Raw genomic sequence first — 19,190 nt, 5'->3', positions numbered from 1 at the left:
TGAAACATAAGGTATTTTATAAAATATCCATCATAATTTACGGCATTAACAGATCTTGTTTCCGGTTTGTTTAGTTAATGTAATGATTATCATTTCGTTTAAATGCGAAGAAATATCCGCTATATTCGCCAGCAACTGTTAAGAACTGTAAATAAAAATACCACCGACAGGGGCTATCCACCGGTGTGCAGAGTGGGCTGGAGAGAGCCATTCACCTCCTGCTGCGGTAGCCACTTTTTGGACGCTTTGCGGGTTACAACACCAATCGGAAACAGGTTTTATTAGGAATGGTTATGAGTGTTAAACAATTCATGGGAAAACGTAGCCGACTAGCCAGGGCTATGGCGCTGGCATTGATTATTGCCCCTCAGGCTTACGCGCAGGAAGGGGAGGCAGAACAGAAAAATAACGCCTCCCAGGAAGACCAACTGGTGGTCACCGCTTCCGGATTCAAGCAGAACAAGAAATACGCCCCGGCCAGCATTTCGGTTATCGATCACAAGGCGCTCGAGAAACAGAACAGCGGCGATGTGGCCGAAGCGGTTCAGGATATTTCGGGGGTGTCTGTCAGCAACGGTGCCGGCACTGAGGTGTCCGGCGACGTTATGATCCGCGGTATGGATTCGAGTTACACCTCGTTCATGGTCAACAGCATTAAGCAGAATACCGGCGAATCCCGTCCCTATGGCCAGAATGTTGGCACCGAAGCCGGCTTTTTACCGCCGTTGGCGGCCATCGATCGTATTGAGGTGATCCGCGGCCCGATGTCATCGCTGTACGGCTCGGACTCCATCGGTGGCGTGGTCAACGTCATCACCAAAAAACCGTTTGGCGTACGGGAGTGGATGGGCTCGATTGCCGCAAACAGTTTCCTGCAACAACATCAGGAGTTCGGTAATACCCAACAGACCAACCTGTTCCTTATGGGGCCGCTGGTACCCGATGTTCTGGGGCTTAGCCTGTCGGCGGATTACCTCGATCGGCGTGAGGACGAAAAACCCAACTCGTTCAGCAAGAACAACAAAAAGTCGCTCGATATGACGCTCGGTTTTGCCGCCAATGAGACCAACCTGTTCGACCTGAATCTGGTGAAAGGGGAGAAAAAACGCAGCCGGACGGAGAAAGGAGGTGGCACCCCTTGGGGCTGGGACTTTGATCGTGATGCCCTGAGCCTGACCCACTCGGGTTGGTATGCGGAAGATAGCATCGCCACCACCAGTTATTTTCAATACGAAAAAGGCGAGTCAACCTTCCACACCAGCACGCTGGCACCACAGCATATCCAGACCGAGAATTACGTGCTGAACAGCCAGGCCAAGCTAAGCCTGGGTGAACACAACCTGACTCTCGGCGCCAACTACAGCCGTGAAACGCTGAATGACGATTTCTATGCCGACAACAAACGGGCACCGGGCATCGATCCCGTCACGAAAATCTCGCGCGACGGCTGGGCGCTGTTCGCCGAAGGGCAGTGGAACATTGATGACTTCTCGCTGACCACCTCGGCACGTATGGATCGGGACAATTACTTTGGCACCCACATTAGCCCGAAACTTTACGGCAACTGGATCCTCGATTCAGCCTGGGCACTGAAGGGCGGCGTCTCTTCCGGCTATAAAAAACCGTCGCTGCGGGAAAACTCCGATCAATTCATTACGCCGCGTGGCAGCAACCCGCCTTATCCCTATCTGTCGGTGGGCAACAGCGAGTTGAAGCCGGAAACCAGCCTGAATACCGAACTGGGGCTGTACTGGAACAACAATCGCGATCTCTCCTTTGACGGCACGGTGTTTTATACCGACTTCAAGGACAAGATCGCGGAGGTGAATATCTGCGAGGCGAGTGCCAACCATCCTTGCGTGGTGAACGGTTATAACGCCGAATCGATCGATAAGTATTTCAATATTGGCAAGGCCAATGTTTACGGTGTCGAACTTAACGCAGATTGGCAGGCGACAGACAGTCTGAATCTCAGCGCCAACTACACCTTCAACAAGAGCGAGCAGAAAAACGGCGTCAATAAGGGCTATGCGCTAAATGACTTCCCAAAACACATGGCCAACTTATCCGCCAAGTGGGCGGCTGCATCGGCGCTGGACGTCTGGTCCAAAGTCAATTATCGCAGTCGCAACGAGGAGACCGGCGACCATACCCGCTACGGTGCTTATGCCTTGCTGGACGCCGGGGTGATTTACCACTTCGACAAGCACACCCAGGTGATGGCGGGCGTGTATAACATTTTCGATAGTGCGCCAAAACGCACCACCAGTTGGGGGGAATATCCGCAGCTGGAGGGCCGTCGTTATAACCTCGGCTTACGCGTCGATTTCTAAGTTTTGCTGAGTCAATAGCCCGGCAGCTTGCTAACAACGGCCGGGTTAGATCTTTTCTGCATTGGCTTGGACGGATTAAGATCGGAAGGGAATAGCCGGGATTATCGATTGATCAGATAAATACGAAAATGTGCACTATCCCCGGTTTTCGCGGCTGGCATCGTTCCCAATCCCCTTCACTTGCTCAGAAAACAGGCGTAGAATTCGCTTCGTCTATTAATTGAGGTTGTAAATTATTATGGTTGATCGTGAGTTAGGAAACTGGAAAGACTTCATCGAAGAGATGTTAGGTAACTGACACTGCGTTGAGGCTGAAAACAAGGTTGGTTGATTTGTCCGTGATTGAAGCACCTTGGGAACGAGACGCTCGTTCGAGATAAAGCAGCATCGGTTTCCCGACGCTGCTTTTTTTTGCCTGCTATTCTGCGCTGTCTTGCGGTTTGGCCGCTCTGGAGGGTTTGCCCGGGAAGCGGCGACGAACCAGCACAAAGAACAGCGGTACGAAGAATATCGCCAGCAGGGTAGCGGAAATCATACCGCCCATCACGCCGGTGCCTACTGCATGCTGGCTGCCTGAGCCGGCACCGCTGCTGATGGTCATCGGCAGTACGCCGAAGATAAACGCCAGTGAGGTCATCAGAATTGGCCGCAGACGCATGCGCGAGGCTTCCAGCGTCGCTGACATCAAATCCTGACCTTTATGATTCAGCTCGTTGGCGAACTCGACGATCAAAATGGCGTTTTTCGCCGACAGCCCAATGATGGTCAGCATCCCCACCTGGAAGTACACGTCATTCTCCAGCCCACGCAGCCAGGTCGCGGCCACGGCACCAATCAGCCCTAGGGGCACCACCAGCATCACCGAGAACGGAATCGACCAGCTCTCATACAGCGCGGCCAGGCACAGGAACACCACCAGCAGCGAGATGGCGTACAGCGCCGGTGCCTGAGAGCCGGACAGGCGTTCCTGATAGGACATGGCAGTCCATTCCAGGCCGAAGCCGGTTGGCAGCTGGCTGACAAGCTTCTCCATTTCGACCATCGCGGTACCGCTGCTGATGCCTTCTGCCGCCTCACCAACAATCTCCAGCGCCGAGCTGCCGTTATAGCGTTCCAGACGTGGGGAACCGTATTCCCAATGGGAGGTGGCGAAGGCGCTGAACGGCACCATGCCGCCCGCGCTGTTGCGTACGAACCATTTATCGATGTCGCCAGGCAACATGCGGAACGGTGCGGCAGCCTGCACGTAAACTTTTTTCACCCGACCACGGTCGACGAAGTCGTTGACGTAGGTTGACCCCCAGGCGGTCGACAGCGTGTTGTTGATGTCATCAATAGAAACACCCAGCGTCTGTGCCTTGCGTTGGTCAATATCAATCTGTAGTTGCGGGCTGTCATCCAGGCCATTGTGGCGTACCCGGGACAGCAGGGGATTGGCGGCGGCCAGTTGCAACAGTTGATCGCGCGCTGCCATCAGTTTTTCGTGACCCAGCCCGGCGTGATCCTCCAGCTCCATATCGAAACCGGAAGAGTTGCCCAGACCGGTGATCGCCGGTGGGCTGCTGGCAATTACCCGTGCCTCGTTAATCTTGTTAAATTCCTGGGTGGCACGATTGATGATATCGAAAGAGCTGTTGGCACCCGAGGTACGCAGATCCCAGTCTTTCAACCGAATAAACATACGCGCCACGTTTTGCCCGTTACCGCCAGGCCCGGCGCCGATGGTGGAAAACACCGACAGCACGTCCTGCTTCTCTTGGGTCAGGAAGTAATGCTCAACTTTTTCCACCACTTTGGTGGTTTGCTGCAGGGTAGAACCCGCCGGTAATTGCACCTGTACGGTAAACACCCCACGGTCTTCCTGCGGCAGGAACGAGGTTGGCAGCTTGATAAACAGCAACGCCATGCCCCCCAACAGCAGCAGGTAAATCACCATATAGCGTACGCTGGAGTGCAGCACCCGAGCCACGCCGCGCTCATAGCGATCGGCGTTGCGGTTGAACATGCGGTTGAACCAGCCGAAGAAGCCGCGTTTACCGTGATGGTGGCCTTTGGCGATCGGTTTGAGCAGGGTCGCGCACAGGGCAGGGGTCAGGATCATCGCCACCAGCACGGACAGCACCATGGCAGAAACAATGGTGATCGAAAACTGGCGGTAGATGGCACCGGTGGTACCACCGAAGAACGCCATCGGGATAAACACCGCCGACAGCACCATGGCGATACCGACCAGCGCACTCTGGATCTGCCCCATGGATTTGCGGGTGGCATCTCGGGGCGATAGCCCTTCTTCGCTCATCACGCGTTCGACGTTTTCCACCACCACGATAGCGTCATCCACCAGCAGCCCGATGGCCAGCACCATGGCGAACATGGTCAGGGTATTGATACTGAATCCGCAGGCCGAAAGAATGGCGAAGGTACCCATCAGCACCACCGGCACGGCAATGGTCGGGATCAGGGTGGCGCGGAAATTTTGCAGGAACAGATACATCACCAGGAACACCAGCAGAATGGCTTCCAGCAGGGTTTTTACCACGTCTTTGATTGAGGCTTTAACGAACGGCGTGGTTTCATAGGCGACTTTCGCCTCCAGTCCGTGCGGGAAATACTGCGACAGCTCAGCGATTTTATCTTTCACCAACTGGTCGGTTTGCAGCTCGTTGGCACCGGAGGCCAGTTTGATGTTCATGCCGGCGGCCTGCAAGCCGTTATAGCGACTGAGGAAGTTATAGTTTTCGCCGCCCAGTTCGATGGTGGAAACATCGCCGAGCGTCACCAGAGAGCCATCCTGATTGACCCGCAGGGTGATTTTTCGGAACTGTTCCGGCGTCTGTAGCTGAGACTGGGCGTTGATGGTGGCGTTGAGCGCCTGTTTATCAACGGATGGCGAGCCCCCAAGCTGGCCGACCGCCACCTGCGCATTCTGTGATTGGATGGCGGTGACTACGTCCTGGGTGGTGAGCTGGTAGCTGTTGAGCTTGTTGGGGTCAAGCCAGATACGCATGGCGTATTGTGAGCCGTAAACGTCCATGCTGCCCACGCCGTTGATGCGGCTGAGCGGATCCTGCAGGTTGGAAACGATGTAATCGGCAATGTCCTGTTTGTCCATACTGCCGTCGGTGGAGACAAAGGCCACCATCATCAGCGTGGTGTCACCAGATTTAGAAACCGTCACGCCCTGGGTCTGTACGGCCTGCGGCAACCGCTTAATTGCCGCCTGCAGCTGGTTTTGCACCTGCTGCATTGCCTCGTTGGGATCGGTACCGGCTTCAAAGGTCAGCGTCACCGTGGCTTGCCCGGTATTGGTACTCTGCGACGACATGTACATCATGTTGTCCAGGCCGGTCATGTTCTGTTCGATAATCTGGGTGACGGTGTTTTCCAGCGTTTGCGCCGAGGCCCCGGGGTAAGTGGCGCTAATGCGCACGTTCGGCGGCGCCAGGTTCGGGTACTGTTCCACCGGTAAGGAAGAAATCGCCAAAGCGCCGGTCAGGCAAAGAATAATTGCCAGAACCCAGGCGAAAATCGGGCGATCAATAAAAAAATTGGCCATGCAGCGCGAACCTCGTTATGACTTGTTCTATCTTTAAGACGCATCGGAATTGCGTTCATCAGCGGCTGGGAAGGATTCCGGCGCTTATGCACTTTACTCGGGAAGGGGGAGTAAAGCGTGGAGAAAAAAAGGAGATAATGTAAATAACGGTAGTAGAAACCTGCAATGGTGCCGCTATTGTCGTTAAAAAAGCCATTAAGACAATTTTATTACTATCAAGGGCCTGACCGTTCAGGAATCACGGGAAATCATCAGGACTCATATAATGCAGGAGCAAGGCATGGAAATTAACCCGGTATTTGCCCGTCGTCTTTATCTGTGCTGGTTGATCAGCCACAGCGAACGGCCCAATGTTCCACGTCTGATGGAGTTGACCGGCTGGCCGCGCCGTACCCTGCAAGACGTGTTGAAAGCCTTGCCAGGCCTGGGAGTGGAGCTGCAGTTTGTTCAGCAGGGCGTACGTAATAACGACGGTTTCTACCAGTTGGAAAATTGGGGGCCGATCAACAAGGGCTGGGTTAACCAGCATCATCAGACGCTGCTCGCCGCGATTGAATAAAGCTTCCCCGGCGTGCCGGGGAAGTATTAATGACTCTTGTGCTCCAGATACATCACCGTGGCCGCCACGCGTGAACGCACGTCCAGCTTGCGCAGCATGTTGCGGATATGCACTTTTACCGTCTCTTCAGAAATGTGCAGTTGCGCCGCTACCTGTTTATTAGACAGGCCGCGCGCCACTTCCTGCAGCACGTCCAGCTCGCGTTCGGTCAGTTCGGCAAAGGGATCGTGCTGTTCGCTGCGGGATGAAAGATAGTCCGCCACCGCGTCGCTGATCACGTTCTGTCCTTCCGCCGCTGCGCGAATGTGTTCCAGCAACTGTTCCGGCTCGCTGTCTTTCAGCAGGTAGCCGTCGGCACCGGCGTCGATCAACGCATACACGTCGTTGCGTGAGTCTGACACCGTCAGCACGATGATGCGGGCATCCACGCCTTCATTACGCAGCGCTTTCAGCGTGTCCAGACCGGACAAACCTTTCATATTCAGATCGAGCAGAATAACGTCCGGCGCGTGTTGCAGCGCCAGCGTAATGGCTTCGTTGCCGTTACTGGCTTCGGCCAGCACGGTAAACAGCGGATCCAGCCCCAGCAGTTGTTTGATGCCGCGGCGCATCAGCGGGTGGTCGTCGACGATCATCACTCGGTAATTCTTCATCACCATGAAATATGCTCCCTGTAGCGAGTAAAGCCACTCAAACGCGCTGTGCAGCACGCTTCACAGTGGGACAGACTCTTATAAAATAGTGGCAATTGACGCCACAAACATCCTGAAATGACCGTTAGACTTCGCTAAACCGTAACGAAGGGTGAACAGTCCTGATTTTATGACGGGAATGTCAGGCGGACTTCCGTGCCGTCCGGCTCACCCCGCTGGATGCGCAGCGTTCCTCCCAGTCGCGCAGCGCGTTCGCTCATGATGGTCAGGCCATAGTGACCTTCGGGTTCATTCAGGCTGGCGATGCCGCAGCCGTCGTCAGCAATGCTGATACTGTTATCCCCTTCGGCCGTCATTTCGCAGCGAATCACGATTTCCTGTGCTTCGGCATGTTTGATGGCGTTGAGCACCGCTTCGCGCACAATCTGCAGCGCATGCACCTGCTGCTGGGCGTTGAGCGCCTGGGAAGAAAGCCGACAGTGTAACTGAATCCGCGCGCCGGTAAGAACCTTTAATGGTGCCAGCAACTGCTGCAGCGCGGTGTTCAAATCGGCCTCCTGAATATTGAGGCGGAAGGTAGTCAGCAACTCGCGCAGCTGACGATAGGCATCGGCCAGCGCCTGGTCAAAATCGGTAATGATCTCTTGGGCTTCAGGGGCACTGCCTGCCAGTTTGCGCTTGAGCAGGGTTAACTGAATACGCAGGAATGACAGCGCCTGTGCCAGAGAGTCGTGCAGCTCCCGGGCGATAGTGGCGCGTTCTTCCATCAGCAAGAATTGCATATGCTGTTTCTGCGCCCGGTTAAAATAAACCCCACGACTCAGCATGTTGGCCACGCTTTGCATCAGATGCGGATGTGGTGGATGCTCCTGATGCTGCCAGCTCAGTTCACCCAGCGGTTTGTCGCCCTGGATGATGGTCAACGATTGCCATGCCAGCGTTGGCGAAGGGCTACCGCTGTGCAATTGCCATTCGCTGAGGTTGTCCGCCACGTTTAGCCGGATGCAGTGCAAATCTTCGCTTTGGCGCACGATATGCAAGATTTTTTCGAATGCCTGTTGGTCTATCTGCCGCACGCTCAACGCTTGTGAGCAGTTGTACAGCACCTCCAGCGTCTTGTTCGCTTGTTGCAGTCGCTGGGTTTTTACCTGCACTTTCTGCTCCAGCGACTGATATAACTTGGCCAGGTCGCCCGACATGGCGGTAAAGGCCTGCGACAGTACCCCGAGTTCGTTCGGCAGAGCGGTATCCAGCGGCGGGTGGTTAAAGTCCCGCTGTTGCACGCGTTGGCTGGCATCCACCAGGTGCTTCAACGGGGCCACGACCTGACGGCGCATAAAACGGATGCAAAACAGCACCAGGCCGATGATGGCGATAAAGCCCAGCACGCTGATGGCCGCCACGATGGTCAGTTTCAGCTCGGAATAACGCTGTAGCGCCAACACAAAATGGTCAATCTGGTTAACATAGCCGGCGATATTGGCCTGATAGTCGGCCGACTGGCCGGCCTGGATCTGCAGTGCCAGCGGTTGCCAGGCATGCTGCAGCGCCAGATACTTTTCCCGCACTTCCGCAGGCACGTAAAAACGGTCCAGCTTTTGTAATGCCGGGGCTTGCAGCGATTGCTGATACTGCAACAGGTGCTGTTCCAGCTCCGGAGCCGCACGGGTGAGATCGTAAGCCAGTCGGTAGCTCTGCATGCGCAGCGAACCGGCAATGTTGACCGCTTCGGCATCGCGCAGGCTGTCAGCAACGGTGGTCAGCGCCAGCCCGGTGGAGAGCACGGACAAAATTACAATGCAAAACAGCGCCTTGGCCAGGCTGCTGGTCACTGAACGTTTAACAAGCAATCATGCATCCTTTTCTGCTGGGCGATGAGCATCGCCGGGTTTCATTCGAAAGCAAAATTATAAGTTTTGCAACTAAAATGCGCTGCGTTTTGCATTAAGTTGGTCTGCATCACCACAAAATGCAGACGCTATATAATCAACTAGATAGCGTCTGGCTGGCGTTCCTGTGGCCGGTAACCCATTGAAAGCGGAAATAGATTGATCTGGCGCAAGCTACCCCCGCATTTACCCATTTAGGGTAATTATATACCCCCAGCGATCCCCTTATCTTACCCCCGTCTTTCTCAGGGTTTATTCCTGTCGTCTTTCACGTTATGGCGGCAACGGGAAATTCCCTGGCAATGACTACAATAACAATACAAAAACAGGTTCTATTTCACGCGATGGCGTGTTTGCAATGTCGAGGAAAACCGTATGACCGTATTGTCACGGCGCAAACTGCTCGGTGGACAATGGCGTCAGCCAACCGCAGCGATCCGCCCCCCGTGGTCGCTGCAAGAATCCCTTTTTATTGCCGGTTGCACTCGCTGCCAGGCCTGCGTTCGCGCTTGCGAAACCGGGGTGCTGATCGGCGGCAGCGGCGGTTTTCCCGAAATTGATTTCCAGCGAGCGGAATGCACGTTTTGCGGGCTCTGCGTGCAGGCCTGCGAGGAACCGCTATTTCGCCCGTTGGCAGACACTCCCTGGCGGCAACATGCGGTATTCGGTAGCGCCTGTCTGGCGCAGCGGGGTGTGGAATGTCGCAGTTGCCAGGATAGCTGTGAGACTCAGGCGATCCGCTTTCGGCCTCGTCTGGGCGAAATGGCGCAGCCGATGCTGGACATTGCGGCCTGCAATGGCTGTGGCGCCTGTGTCGCCGGTTGTCCGGCCGACGCCGTCACCTTAACCCGGAGCGAAAATAATAATGAATAGCGAATGGCACGTCAGCGGGCTGGTAGTGCAGGCGCGACCGGAAAAAATTCCACGACTGATAACCGCCTTGCTGGCGATAACGGACACGGAAATCCCGGCGCAGGATCCGCAGCACGGCAAGCTGGTGGTAGTGATGCAGGCGGCTTGCTCTCATCAACTGCTGGAAAAAATTGAGTCGGTACGCAATCTGGATGGCGTGCTGGCTGTATCGCTGGTTTATCACCAGCAGGACACTCAAGGTGAGGTAACGCCATGAAACTCAGTCGTCGAGACTTCATGAAAGCAAACGCCGCGGTAGCCGCTGCGGCAGCCGCCGGGCTGACTATTCCTACGGTGGCGCAGGCAGTGGCCAGCAGCGCTGACGCTATCAAATGGGACAAAGCGCCCTGTCGTTTCTGCGGTACCGGCTGTGGCGTGCTGGTTGGCACCCAGAATGGCCGTATTGTTGCTTCACAGGGCGATCCGGATGCGGCGGTCAACCGTGGGTTGAGCTGCATCAAAGGCTATTTCCTGCCAAAGATCATGTACGGCAAAGATCGTCTGACCCAGCCACTACTGCGCATGAAAGACGGCCAGTACCACAAAGAAGGCGAGTTTACGCCGGTCAGCTGGAAGCAGGCGTTCGACATCATGGCCGAGAAGTTCAAGCAGGCCCTGAAAGAGAAGGGCCCAGACGCGGTTGGCATGTTCGGCTCCGGCCAGTGGACGGTGTGGGAAGGTTATGCTGCCGCCAAACTGCTGAAAGCCGGCCTGCGCTCCAATAACCTGGATCCGAACGCTCGGCACTGTATGGCGTCAGCGGTGGTGGGCTTTATGCGTACCTTCGGCATGGACGAACCTATGGGTTGCTATGACGATATCGAGCAGGCCGACGCCTTCGTGCTGTGGGGCTCCAACATGGCGGAAATGCACCCGATCCTGTGGTCGCGCATTACCGACCGCCGCCTGAGCAACGAGAAAGTCAATGTATCGGTGCTGTCGACCTTCGAGCATCGCAGCTTCGAACTGGCGGATAACGGCATGGTGTTCACGCCGCAGACCGATCTGGCGATCATGAATTACATCGCCAATTACATCATTCAAAACAACGCAGTGGATCAGGACTTCCTGAATCGGCACGTTAACTTCCGCCGTGGGGCGACGGATATCGGCTACGGTCTGCGTCCGACTAACCCATTGGAAAAAACGGCGAAAAACCCGGGCAGCGACGCTTCGGATCCGATGAGCTTCGAGGAATACAAGGCCTTCGTGGCGGAGTACACGCTGGAAAAAACGGCGAAAATGAGCGGCGTGCCGGAAGACCAACTGGAAGCGCTGGCGAAGCTGTATGCCGATCCGAACATCAAGGTGGTGTCGTACTGGACCATGGGCTTTAACCAGCACACGCGCGGCGTGTGGGCTAATAACCTGTGTTACAACCTGCATTTGTTAACCGGCAAGATTTCCAAACCGGGTTGTGGACCTTTCTCACTGACCGGCCAACCTTCCGCCTGCGGTACCGCGCGTGAGGTGGGCACCTTTGCTCACCGTCTGCCGGCCGACATGGTGGTCACCAACGAAAAACACCGTCAGACAGCCGAACAGAAATGGCAACTGCCGGCCGGCACCATCCCGGCTAAAGTCGGGCTGCATGCTGTAGCGCAGGACCGTGCGCTGAAAGACGGCACGCTGAACGCCTACTGGGTGATGTGCAACAACAACATGCAGGCCGGGCCGAACATCAATGAAGACCGCATGCCGGGCTGGCGCGATGCGCGCAACTTTGTGGTGGTGTCGGATCCTTACCCGACCGTCAGTGCGCTGGCTGCCGATCTGATCCTGCCGACAGCTATGTGGGTGGAGAAAGAGGGCGCTTACGGCAATGCGGAGCGCCGCACCCAGTTCTGGCGCCAGCAGGTGAAAGCACCGGGCGAGGCCAAATCTGACCTATGGCAACTGGTGGAGTTCTCCAGGCGCTTTAAGGTAGAAGAAGTCTGGCCGGAGGAACTACTGGCACAGAAACCGGAATATCGCGGCAAAACGCTGTACGACGTGCTGTTTGCCAATGGTGAGGTCAACAAATACCCGCTGACTGAAATCCCGGTGGACCAACTGAACGACGAGGCACGCGACTTCGGTTTCTATCTGCAAAAAGGGCTGTTTGAAGAGTATGCCGGTTTTGGGCGCGGTCATGGCCACGATCTGGCGCCTTTCGATAGCTACCATCAGGCTCGCGGTCTGCGCTGGCCAGTGGTGGAGGGCAAAGAGACGCTGTGGCGTTATCGCGAAGGTACCGACCCTTATGTGAAAGCCGGGGAAGAAGTGCGTTTCTACGGCAAGCCTGACGGCAAGGCGGTGATCTTCGCACTGCCGTTCGAACCAGCGGCGGAAAGCCCGGATAGCGAATACGACCTTTGGTTATCCACCGGTCGGGTGCTGGAACATTGGCATACCGGTTCGATGACCCGCCGGGTGCCGGAGCTGCATCGGGCCTTCCCGGAGGCGGTGCTGTTTATTCATCCGCTGGATGCCAAAAGCCGCAACCTGCGCCGTGGTGAGAAGGTCAAGGTGCTGTCGCGCCGTGGCGAATTGATCAGCAGGGTCGAAACCCGTGGCCGTAACCGTCCGCCAAGGGGGCTGGTGTATATGCCGTTCTTTGATGCGGCGCAGCTGGTCAATAACCTGACGCTGGACGCTACCGATCCGCTTTCCAAGGAAGTCGACTTCAAGAAATGTGCGGTGAAATTGCAGAAGGTGTGAGGCGGACGAATTGCGCGATGAACACCCGATTTTATTACCTGGGAGCCAAATAAAAATGAAAAGCCCTGTTGTGAAAAAGATGCTTGCCCTGTGGGTGACCCTGTTGTCGCTGGCCTTCGCCGGTCTGGCGTTTGCTGCTGGTGATGTCGATCTCAGTAAGTCCCCTGAAGTGTCCGGCACTGTCAGCGGGCCGATCTCGATGCCGAAACAGCAGGAACGGATGGCGCTGAACTACGTTAATCAGCCACCGATGATCCCGCACAGCGTTGATGGTTATCAGATCAGCAAGAACACCAACCGCTGCCTGCAGTGCCACGGCGTGGAACATTACCGTACCACCGGTGCGCCGCGTATCAGTCCGACGCATTTTATGGACCGGGACGGCAAGGTGTTGAGTGAAGTCGCACCGCGTCGTTATTTCTGTCTGCAATGTCACGTACCGCAAACCGACGCGGCGCCGATTGTCGGCAATGATTTCCAGCCCATGCCGGGCTTTGGGCACTAAGCGGGGGAGCTATGAGCGAAGACCAACACACCACCACTGAAAAAAAGCCCGGTCGGCTGCTGCGGTTATGGCGCTGGTGGCGCAGGCCTAGTCGTCTGGCGCTGGGTACGTTGCTGTTGCTGGGTTTTGGTGCCGGCATCATCTTCTGGGGCGGTTTCAATACCGGCATGGAGGCGGCGAATACCGAGCAGTTCTGTATCGGCTGTCATGAAATGCGCGAAAACGTCTATGAAGAATACATGGGCACGGTGCATTACAACAACCGCAGTGGCGTGCGTGCGACCTGTCCGGATTGTCACGTGCCCCATGAGTGGGGGCCGAAAATGCTGCGTAAGATCAAGGCCAGCAAAGAGTTGTATGCCAAAGCGTTCGGGTTGATCGACACGCCGCAGAAATTTGATCAGCACCGGCTGGCGATGGCGAGCAACGAATGGGCTCGCATGAAGGCTAACGACTCGCAAGAGTGCCGCAACTGCCATAATTTTGAGTATATGGACTTTACCGCGCAGAAAACCGTGGCGGCGAAGATGCACGACAAGGCGATAACCGAAGGCAAAACCTGTATCGATTGCCACAAGGGGATCGCCCACAAGCTGCCGGATATGCGCGACGTGCCTAACGGCTTCTAAATGCTTTTGGTGGTAAAAACCCCGTAGTTCTTGATGGGCTGCGGGGTTTTTTGTTGCAAATCCTTTGTCACTTCGGCCCCTAATCGCGGTATCCTTTTTGCGTTTCAGCTAACGGAAAAGAAGAAGGGTTCATGTCAGCGAAAATTGAAAATGTGAAAAAAGAGCTGTTGTCGGATAACTGGTATGTGTTGCACAAATATACTTTTGATCTGAAGCGCAAGGATGGCGGTTCCGTTCAGCAGATGCGTGAAGTCTACGATCGTGGTAACGGCGCAACCATTTTGTTGTATAACCGCGCCAAGGGCACGGTGGTGCTGACCAATCAATTCCGTATGCCGACCTACGTTAACGGCAATGACAGTGGCATGTTGCTGGAGGCCTGTGCGGGCCTGCTGGATGCTGATTCACCGGAGCAGTGCGCGCGCCGTGAAGCGGTGGAAGAAACCGGTTTTCAGGTTGGCGAGGTGAAGAAGATTTTCGAAGCCTACATGTCACCGGGCGGTGTGACCGAGATCATCCATTTCTTTATTGCCGAATACCATGACGACGAACGCCATGCATCCGGCGGTGGTATCGAAGACGAAGATATTGAAGTGGTGGAACTGCCGTTTACCGAGGCGGTGGCCATGATCGCCGACGGGCGAATGAAAGACGGCAAGACCATTATGCTGCTGCAGTACCTGCAAATTCATCAGATTATGGGCTGAGACAGGCTATTCATCTCGCCGTTCACCGGCGAGATGAATTCAATCTTGGTTAGCCGTGCTTGTGGGCATTAGGCGGGGGCGTCGGTTTTTTTTTCGCCATTGTCGGCATGTACAATGAATGACAGAGCCGGTTATTGTTTAATTGCTTGCTTCTCCTTAGCTCGCCCGGCGTGGTTTTTAACTGTTTCTTGAATATCCGGGTAAAAACCTGCTGAGAGTCAAAACCATAGTCTAATGCGATATCCATGATTTTTCTGTCGGTGAACCTCAGTGCGATCGCCGCCTCGGTGATTCTCCGCATTCTGATATATTGGGCAAGGGTCAGCCCGGCATGTAACTTGAAAAGCCGTTGAATATGGAATCTGCTGTAGCCGGATTTCTTTGCAATGGTCTTTATATCCAACTCTGCGCCCAAATTGTTTTCTATCCATTTAAGCATGTCATTAATAAAAATCTGCATATTAATTGCCATGAAAACTCCTTTTATCGCATCGGCTTTTTGGGCGTTCATACTCTGATAGGTGGGAAATGGTCTCTGATTTATAAAATAATGCTGACAGTGAGTGGGATTAGCTCTTGATGTCATACATGGCTAGAGGGAAATATGCCGTCGAACAGGAGATCGATTTCAATGGGGGTTAACAAGGAGGCAATATCGGCGCCGTTGACATACCAGTAGGACAGGGAGTGGAAACTGTTCTCTTTGAACATGGCGTCCAGGGTGCTGGTAGCGATAGTTATCGGGACGTAAACCAGGTTGTTTTTTATTATGGCGTGTAGCTTATGTTGCCCTAAAATCAAACCCAGCTTGAACGCATAGTGAATGATGGCGTCTGAATTGGCGCAGAGCAGGCGCTGCAGGTTAATCACCATAATGTCATGCGAGATAACCTTCACAATAACGGAGTTTTTCGTCTCCTCATCCCAGATTAAAATGTCGCCATCCACCAGCATGCTGTTTGGTGGCATAAACACGGCCAGTCTCAGCCCATCATGAGTGGATTTTTGATGACATTCTTCTTCCAACTGTGCGGGGCTCAGAATGAGGTAGTCTGGCGAGGTTCCGCGAATTTTATCTTGCCATTCTTTGTGCTGGTTTATGTTTCCAAGTGTTTCGCTGATAATAATCATGGCGCCTCCATTATTTCGATTATAAATATCCATGCGTAGCTATTTCTGTTTATTTCAAATGCGGAAGGAAACGCTTTTTTTGTTTTATATCTTTTAGGCTTTACAGTGAGAATGAAAATTACACGCTATGTTCGCATCGTTCAATCTATTAATTTTTATCTTTTGATCGGTTAAATCTATCGGTGCTATCGATCAAAAAATAAGTATCAATAGTTTATAGCTATTGTTTTTTGTTGGCTTTATGTATAACTAAATGATTGTATTGATTGTTTTGCTTTTGTATTTTGACGTGACTGGCTTATTCCAGGAGGTATTGGTTCATTGGTCATGTGAGGCGATTATTAATATGCTATTTTGCAATAAAAATAATGGCATTAAAAATCAATAAATATCGTATAAACTGATTTCTTAATAAAACTATCGCGGGTGTTATTTCATTCTCATTATGTCTCCAGGCGGGGTTTGACGTCATTTAAAATAAATAAAAGGTATAAGCTACCTGTTTGTAGTTAACTCAATCGAGGGGGAATATAAGATTTAAAAAGAGTCTCAGCCAGAACGAAAAAGCCCGGCAATTTGCCGGGCTCGGGTAAAGCGATGCAATACGGCTTATTTCAGCAGTGCCTGCGCCTTGGCCACCACGTTTTCCACGGTGAAACCAAACTCTTTGAACAGTTGCTCAGCCGGTGCTGACTCGCCGAAGCTGGTCATGCCCACGATGGCGCCGTTCAGGCCCACATACTTGTACCAGTAGTCTGCGATACCCGCTTCCACCGCCACGCGTGCGCTCACCGCCGCCGGCAGCACGGATTCACGGTAGGCCGCATCCTGCTTGTCGAACGCGTCGGTAGATGGCATGGAAACCACGCGCACCTTACGGCCCGCTGCGGTCAGCTGGTCTGCCGCTTCCACGGTGATGCCCACTTCCGAACCGGTGGCAATCAGGATCACGTCCGGCGTACCGGCGCAGTCCTTCAGCACATAACCACCACGGTAGGCGTTAGCCAGTTGCTCTGCGGTACGTGGCTGCTGAGTCAGGTTCTGACGCGAGAAAATCAGCGTGGTCGGGCCGTCGTTGCGCTCGATACCGTACTGCCAGGCAATCGCCGATTCCACCTGGTCACACGGACGCCAGGTGCTCATGTTCGGGGTCACGCGCAGGCTGGCAATCTGCTCAACCGGCTGGTGCGTCGGGCCGTCTTCGCCCAGACCGATGGAGTCATGGGTGTAGACAAACACGTTGCGGATTTTCATCAGCGCCGCCATACGTACTGCATTACGGGCGTATTCCACGAACATCAGGAAGGTCGCCGAGTACGGCAGGAAGCCGCCGTGCAGCGCGATACCGTTGGTGATGGCGGTCATGCCGAACTCGCGCACGCCGTAGTGGATGTAGTTACCCGCCAGGTCTTCGTTGAGTGGCCTGGAGCCGGACCACATGGTCAGGTTGCTCGGTGCCAGGTCAGCGGAGCCGCCGAGGAATTCCGGCAGCACCTTGCCGAAGGTTTCCAGCGCGTTCTGTGAGGCCTTGCGGCTGGCGATGTTGGCCGGGTTGGCCTGCAGTTTTTCAACGAACGCCTTGGCGTCGGCTTTCCAGTTGGCCGGCAGTTCACCGTTCACACGGCGTTTGAACTCGGCAGCCAGTTCCGGGAAGGCTTTGGCGTAGGCGGCGAACTTGTCGTTCCAGGCCGCTTCCTTGGCTTTACCGGCTTCTTTGGCGTCCCACTGGGCATAGATGTCCTGCGGGATTTCGAAGGCGGCGTATTTCCAGCCCAGGGCTTCACGGGTGGCAGCCACTTCGGCCGCACCCAGCGCCGCGCCGTGCACGTCGTGGGTACCGGCCTTGTTCGGGGAACCGAAACCAATCACGGTTTTGCACATCAGCAGGGACGGCTTGTCGGTCACCTTGCGGGCTTCTTCAATCGCGGCCTTGATGGCATCCGGGTTGTGACCGTCAACGTGACGCACCACGTGCCAGCCGTAGGCTTCAAAGCGCTCGGCGGTATCGTCGGTGAACCAGCCTTCGACGTGACCGTCGATGGAGATGCCGTTGTCATCGTAGAACGCGGTCAGTTTGCCGAGCTTGAGGGTACCGGCCAGCGAACAGACTTCGTGGGAGATGCCTTCCATCATGCAGCCGTCGCCCATAAAGGCGTAGGTGTGGTGGTCGACCACGTCATGACCCGGGCGGTTGAACTGCGCGCCCAGGGTGCGTTCGGCAATAGCGAAACCGACGGCGTTGGCGATGCCCTGACCCAGTGGGCCGGTGGTGGTTTCCACGCCCGGGGTGTAGCCGTATTCCGGGTGGCCCGGGGTTTTGGAGTGCAGCTGGCGGAAGTTTTCCAGCTCGCTCATCGGCAGGTCGTAGCCGGTGAGGTGCAACAGGCTGTAAATCAGCATGGAGCCGTGGCCGTTGGAAAGGACGAAGCGGTCACGGTCAGCCCAGTGCGGGTTGGTCGGGTTGTGGTTCATGTAGTCACGCCACAGGACTTCGGCGATGTCCGCCATGCCCATAGGTGCACCCGGGTGGCCGGAATTTGCTTTTTGTACGGCGTCCATGCTGAGTGCGCGGATGGCGTTGGCAAGCTCTTTACGAGAGGACATGTTTTACTCCAGGTCGGATTAAAAAATCAGTCAAGTTTTCTATTTTCTCAGACTCAGCATTAAAACGGCAATCCCTAATGCCAAATGAGAGCGAGTTCACAACTTATTAGCACAATTGGTCGGTTTTTCGGAATAACACTATTTTCCCAATCGCCAGCGTACACTAGTCTCAGGCGGCAAGTTTCCCCTAAATTAAAATGGCACGACCCCCTTGTTACTATCACAGGAAGATGGCTTTATGAAAATTCGTACCTCTTTGATTGCATTAAGCATTGCCACCTTGGTAAGCGGCTGTCAAAACCTGAATACCGATACCCTGATGCAGTCTGGTGCACAGGCGTTTCAGGCGGCGACATTAAGCAATGACGACGTAAAAACCCTGAGTGATAAATCCTGTGCAGAGATGGACAGCAAGGCACAAATCGCGCCGGCTGACAGCACCTATGCCAAGCGCCTGAACAAAATCTCTGCCGCACTGGGGGATAATATCAACGGCACGCCAGCCAACTACAAGGTTTACGTCACTAAAGACGTGAATGCCTGGGCGATGGCTAACGGCTGTATCCGCGTTTACAGCGGGCTGATGGACATGATGACCGACAATGAAGTGGAAGGCGTGCTGGGCCATGAAATGGGCCACGTGGCGCTGGGGCATACGCGTAAAGCCATGCAGGTAGCCTACGGCACCGTGGCGCTGCGTACCGCTGCGGCCTCAACCGGTGGCATCATAGGTTCGCTGTCGCAGTCACAACTGGCGGACATGGGCGAAAAGCTGGTGAATGCCCAGTTCTCCCAGAAGCAGGAAAGTGAAGCCGATGACTACTCGTTCGATCTGATGAAACAACGCGGCATCGATCCGAACGGCCTGGTCACCAGCTTTGAAAAACTGGCGAAAATGGAAGCCGGCCGTCAAAGCAGCATGTTCGACGACCACCCAGCCTCCGAAGCGCGTGCGCAGCACATTCGCGACCGCATCGCGGCAGGCAAATAAAACCCAACGCCCGGTGAATAC

General features: G+C 54.7%; 16 protein-coding genes. 10 read left to right on the top strand and 6 right to left on the bottom strand.

Features of this window, described 5'->3' with window-relative positions:
- The first annotated feature begins 293 nt into the window (after positions 1-293).
- A complete protein-coding gene (locus OC597_RS11410) occupies positions 294-2,333 on the top strand; it encodes a TonB-dependent receptor domain-containing protein (RefSeq protein ID WP_262208758.1) in 2,040 nt (679 codons plus the stop codon).
- A gap of 238 nt (positions 2,334-2,571) precedes the next feature.
- Positions 2,572-2,631, top strand: coding sequence for a protein YpfM (ypfM, locus tag OC597_RS11405; RefSeq protein WP_112349006.1), 60 nt, complete (start codon positions 2,572-2,574; stop codon positions 2,629-2,631).
- 120 nt (positions 2,632-2,751) lie between these two features.
- Here the strand turns inward: ypfM and acrD are convergent, their stop codons facing one another.
- The gene (gene acrD, locus OC597_RS11400) at positions 2,752-5,889 is read right to left on the bottom strand and encodes a multidrug efflux RND transporter permease AcrD (protein WP_262208757.1); all 3,138 of its coding nucleotides are present in this window, start codon (positions 5,887-5,889) and stop codon (positions 2,752-2,754) included.
- Between the two features lie 280 nt (positions 5,890-6,169).
- On the opposite strand from acrD, the gene OC597_RS11395 reads away from it, so the two are divergent.
- Entirely contained in the window at positions 6,170-6,448 is a 279-nt protein-coding gene (locus OC597_RS11395; RefSeq protein WP_099062557.1) for a winged helix-turn-helix domain-containing protein, read from the top strand.
- 26 nt (positions 6,449-6,474) lie between these two features.
- Here OC597_RS11395 and narL read toward each other — a convergent pair whose 3' ends face one another.
- Entirely contained in the window at positions 6,475-7,107 is a 633-nt protein-coding gene (narL, locus tag OC597_RS11390) for a two-component system response regulator NarL (protein ID WP_085118079.1), read from the bottom strand.
- Between the two features lie 161 nt (positions 7,108-7,268).
- On the bottom strand, positions 7,269-8,951 hold the full coding sequence (gene narQ, locus OC597_RS11385) for a nitrate/nitrite two-component system sensor histidine kinase NarQ (protein ID WP_261259157.1): 1,683 nt from the start codon (positions 8,949-8,951) through the stop codon (positions 7,269-7,271).
- Positions 8,952-9,365: 414 nt separating this feature from the next.
- Between narQ and napF the strand changes: the two genes are divergently transcribed.
- From napF to nudK, 6 genes are all read left to right on the top strand, one after another.
- On the top strand, positions 9,366-9,863 hold the full coding sequence (gene napF / locus OC597_RS11380; RefSeq protein WP_262208756.1) for a ferredoxin-type protein NapF: 498 nt from the start codon (positions 9,366-9,368) through the stop codon (positions 9,861-9,863).
- The gene (gene napD, locus OC597_RS11375; protein WP_176980464.1) at positions 9,853-10,119 is read left to right on the top strand and encodes a chaperone NapD; all 267 of its coding nucleotides are present in this window, start codon (positions 9,853-9,855) and stop codon (positions 10,117-10,119) included. Before napF ends, napD begins: the two co-directional genes overlap by 11 nt.
- Positions 10,116-12,602 carry a nitrate reductase catalytic subunit NapA gene (napA, locus tag OC597_RS11370; protein ID WP_262208755.1) on the top strand — a complete coding sequence of 829 codons (2,487 nt, stop codon included), beginning with the start codon at positions 10,116-10,118 and terminating at the stop codon, positions 12,600-12,602. The genes napD and napA overlap by 4 nt, the downstream gene beginning before the upstream one ends.
- A 79-nt stretch (positions 12,603-12,681) precedes the next feature.
- The gene (gene napB / locus OC597_RS11365; RefSeq protein WP_409977076.1) at positions 12,682-13,107 is read left to right on the top strand and encodes a nitrate reductase cytochrome c-type subunit; all 426 of its coding nucleotides are present in this window, start codon (positions 12,682-12,684) and stop codon (positions 13,105-13,107) included.
- An 11-nt stretch (positions 13,108-13,118) separates the two neighbouring features.
- The gene (gene napC, locus OC597_RS11360) at positions 13,119-13,736 is read left to right on the top strand and encodes a cytochrome c-type protein NapC (RefSeq protein WP_085118070.1); all 618 of its coding nucleotides are present in this window, start codon (positions 13,119-13,121) and stop codon (positions 13,734-13,736) included.
- Positions 13,737-13,867: 131 nt separating this feature from the next.
- On the top strand, positions 13,868-14,443 hold the full coding sequence (nudK, locus tag OC597_RS11355) for a GDP-mannose pyrophosphatase NudK (RefSeq protein WP_261285111.1): 576 nt from the start codon (positions 13,868-13,870) through the stop codon (positions 14,441-14,443).
- Positions 14,444-14,492: 49 nt separating this feature from the next.
- Here the strand turns inward: nudK and OC597_RS11350 are convergent, their stop codons facing one another.
- The 3 genes from OC597_RS11350 to tkt all read right to left on the bottom strand — a co-directional run bounded on the left by OC597_RS11350 (position 14,493) and on the right by tkt (position 18,178).
- Positions 14,493-14,915, bottom strand: a complete 423-nt coding sequence (locus tag OC597_RS11350; RefSeq protein WP_262208751.1) for a helix-turn-helix domain-containing protein — start codon at positions 14,913-14,915, stop codon at positions 14,493-14,495.
- 110 nt (positions 14,916-15,025) lie between these two features.
- Positions 15,026-15,574, bottom strand: a complete 549-nt coding sequence (locus OC597_RS11345; RefSeq protein ID WP_261285110.1) for an urease accessory protein UreE — start codon at positions 15,572-15,574, stop codon at positions 15,026-15,028.
- Positions 15,575-16,183: 609 nt separating this feature from the next.
- The gene (gene tkt, locus OC597_RS11340) at positions 16,184-18,178 is read right to left on the bottom strand and encodes a transketolase (protein WP_262208749.1); all 1,995 of its coding nucleotides are present in this window, start codon (positions 18,176-18,178) and stop codon (positions 16,184-16,186) included.
- A gap of 238 nt (positions 18,179-18,416) precedes the next feature.
- Here tkt and loiP point away from each other — a divergent pair, with 238 nt between their 5' ends.
- Positions 18,417-19,169: a metalloprotease LoiP gene (gene loiP / locus OC597_RS11335; protein ID WP_099065249.1), complete on the top strand. Its 753-nt coding sequence runs from the start codon at positions 18,417-18,419 to the stop codon at positions 19,167-19,169.
- The last annotated feature ends 21 nt before the right edge of the window (positions 19,170-19,190 follow it).

Source organism: Serratia proteamaculans (assembly GCF_946227095.1).
GTDB classification, from domain to species: domain Bacteria; phylum Pseudomonadota; class Gammaproteobacteria; order Enterobacterales; family Enterobacteriaceae; genus Serratia; species Serratia proteamaculans_E.
Note: the sequence above shows the minus strand (reverse complement) of the source record. Positions and strands in the feature narration are given on the sequence as shown.